The sequence below is a fragment of the Kitasatospora sp. NPDC004799 genome, assembly GCF_040609095.1.
In the GTDB taxonomy this organism is placed as follows: Bacteria; Actinomycetota; Actinomycetes; order Streptomycetales; family Streptomycetaceae; genus Kitasatospora.
In genome coordinates, this window is record NZ_JBEXJK010000621.1 from 1 (window position 1) to 3,252 (window position 3,252).

General features: G+C 78.6%; 1 protein-coding gene. It reads right to left on the minus strand.

Annotation, left to right across the window (positions count from 1 at the left end; genetic code table 11):
• Window positions 1-3,252: type I polyketide synthase (locus ABZW03_RS39010; RefSeq protein WP_355269343.1), on the minus strand; the 3,252-nt coding region annotated here is incomplete at both ends.

Genomic DNA, 3,252 nt, shown 5'->3' on the forward strand with positions numbered 1-3,252 from the left:
TGGGCCGCCAGGTGGGCGGCCAGGCGCTCGGCCTGCTCGCGCAGCGCGCCCTCCGTCCGGCCCGACAGCACCCACGGCAGCACCCGGGCCGGCCCGTCCACCGTCGCGGGGGCGGCGGCCGCGGGGGCCTGCTCGAGGACGACGTGGGCGTTGGTGCCGCTGACGCCGAAGGAGGAGACGCCCGCGCGGCGCGGCGCTCCGGTCTCGGGCCAGGCCCGGGCCTCGGTCAGCAGCTCGACGGCGCCCGCCGACCAGTCGACGTGCGGGGTGGGCTCGTCCACGTGCAGGGTCCGCGGCAGCACGCCCTCCCGCATCGCCATCACCATCTTGATCACACCGCCGACGCCCGCCGCGGCCTGGGTGTGGCCGATGTTGGACTTCAGCGAGCCCAGCCACAGCGGGTCCCCGGTACGGCCCTGCCCGTAGGTCTCCAGCAGGGCCTGGGCCTCGATCGGGTCGCCGAGGGTGGTGCCGGTGCCGTGCGCCTCCACCGCGTCCACCTGGGCGGGCGCCAGCCGGGCCGCGGCCAGCGCCTGCTCGATCACCCGCTGCTGGGAGGGGCCGTTGGGGGCGGTCAGCCCGTTGCTGGCGCCGTCCTGGTTGACGGCCGAGCCGCGCACCACGGCCAGGACGGGGTGGCCGTTGCGGCGGGCGTCCGACAGCCGCTCCAGCAGGAGCATGCCGACGCCCTCGCCCCAGCCGGTGCCGTCCGCGGCGCCCGCGAAGGACTTGCAGCGGCCGTCGGCCGCCATCCCGCGCTGGCGGCTGAACTCGACGAACACCTGCGGCGTCGCCAGCACCGTCACACCGCCCGCCAGGGCGAGCGAGCACTCGCCGGAGCGCAGCGCCTGGGCCGCCAGGTGCAGGGCGACCAGGGAGGAGGAGCAGGCGGTGTCGACGGTGACCGCCGGGCCCTCCAGGCCGAAGGAGTACGAGATCCGGCCCGAGGCGACACTGCCCGAGGTGCCGGTGCCCAGGTAGCCCTCCACCCCGGCCGGGACGGCGGGCAGCGTGGTCGCGTAGTCGTGGTACATCACGCCCGCGAACACCCCGGTCCGGCTGCCGCGCACGGACGCCGGGTCGATCCCGGCCCGCTCGAAGGCCTCCCAGGACGCCTCCAGGAGCAGCCGCTGCTGCGGGTCCATGGCGAGGGCCTCGCGCGGGCTGATGCCGAAGAACTCGGCGTCGAAGTGCCCGGCGTCGTACAGGAACCCGCCCTCGCGGGCGTAGGAGGTGCCGCGCCGGTCCGGGTCCGCGTCGTACAGCGCGTCGGTGTCCCAGCCGCGGTCGGCCGGGAGGACCGAGATCGCGTCGGTGCCCTGGGCGACCAGGCGCCACAGGTCCTCGGGCGAGCGGACGCCGCCGGGGTAGCGGCAGCTCATCGCGACGATCGCGATCGGATCCTCGCCGGCCCCGCGAGCGGCCGGGTCGCCCGCGGGAGCGGGGCGCGCCCGGTCGCCGCCGGCCAGCCGGGAGTCCAGCCGGGCCGCCAGCGCGGTCGGGGTCGGGTAGTCGAACACCGTGGTGGCCGGCAGGCGGAGGCCGGTGGCCGCGCTCAGCCGGTTGCGCAGTTCGACGGCGGTCAGCGAGTCGAAGCCCAGCTCGCGGAAGGCCCGCCCGGCCTCGACGGCGTCCGCCGAGGCGTGGCCGAGCACGGCCGCCGCCTGGCCGCGGACCAGGTCGAGCAGCAGCCGGGCCCGCTCCTGCGCGTCGAGGCCGGCCAGCCGCTGCTGGAACGCCGACGCCTCGCCGCCCCCGGTCGCCGCGGCGACGGTGCGCCGCATCGGCACCCGGACCAGACCGCGCATCAGCGGGGCCAGCGCCCCGGCGGCCGCCTGGCCGCGCAGCGCGGCCGAGTCCAGTCGCAGCGGCACCAGCAGCGGCTCCGCGCCGCGCTGGGCCGCGTCGAACAGGGCGAGCCCCTGCGCGGAGGACAGCGGCGCGACACCGCCCCGGCTCAGCCGGCGGACCTCGGCCTCGTCCAGCGCGCCGGTCAGCGTGCTGCGCTCGGCCCAGAATCCCCAGGCCAGCGACACGGCGGGCAGGCCGTGCGCCCGGCGGTGGTGCGCCAGGGCGTCGACGAAGGCGTTCGCGGCGGCGTAGTTGGCCTGGCCCGCGTTGCCGAGCAGGCCGGCCGCCGAGGAGAACAGGACGAAGGCGTCCAGGTCGAGGCCGGCCGTCAGCTCGTGCAGGTGCTGGGCGGCGTCCGCCTTGGGCCGCAGGACGTGGTCCAGCCGCTCGGGGGTGAGCGCGTCGAGCACACCGTCGTCCAGCACCGCCGCCGCGTGCACGACGGCCTTGAGGGGGTGCGCGGCGGGGACGGCGGCCAGCAGGGCGGCGAGCGCCTCGCGGTCGGCGACGTCGCAGGCGGCGATCTCCACCTCGGCGCCCAACGCGGCCAGCTCCTCGCGCAGTTCGGCGGCGCCGGGTGCGGCGATTCCCTGACGGCTGGTCAGCAGCAGGTGGCGGGCGCCGTGTTGGGTGACGAGGTGGCGGGCGAGCAGCGAGCCCAGGGTGCCGGTGGCACCGGTCAGCAGGACGGTACCCTCCGGGCCGAAGGCGCGGCCCTGCTCGGCGGCGGCCTCGGACCCGGTCTCGGCAGCGGTCCCGGCGGCGGCCCCGGCCTCGGCGGCGGTCTCGACGGCGGCCGGCACCCGGGCGAGCCGGGGGGCCAGCACCGCGCCCGCCCGCAGGGCGAGTTGGGGCTCTCCGGTGGCGAGGGCGGCGGGCAGGACGGCGGCCGAGCCGGCCCCGCCGTCCACGTCCACCAGCACCAGGCGGCCGGGGTTCTCCGTCTGCGCGGAGCGGACCAGGCCCCACACCGGGGACTGCGCCAGCGCCGTGACGTCCTCGTCCGGCCCGGTCGCGACCGCACCCCGGGTGAGCACCACCAGCCGGGCGGCCTCGAAGCGCTCGTCCGCCAGCCAGGCCCGCAGCAGCGCGAGGGTGTCCCCTGTGCGGGCGCGCAGGCCGTCCAGCAGCGGGACCCCGGCCCCGGTGGCCGCCGGGGCCACCACGACGGCCGGCACGGCGGCGCCCGCGTCGACGGCGGCGGCCAGCTCGGCCAGGTCCTGGTAGCGGCCGGCGGCCGCCCAGGCGTCCTCGGCGTCGCCCAGCACCGCCCAGGTCTCGCCGGGGACGGCGGCGGGCAGCGGGACGTCCGTCCAGGCGACGCGGAACAGCGAGCCCTGGACGGCGGGTTCGGCGGCCGCCGGCCGCGCGGCGCGCGGCCGCAGCACCAGCGACGCGCCC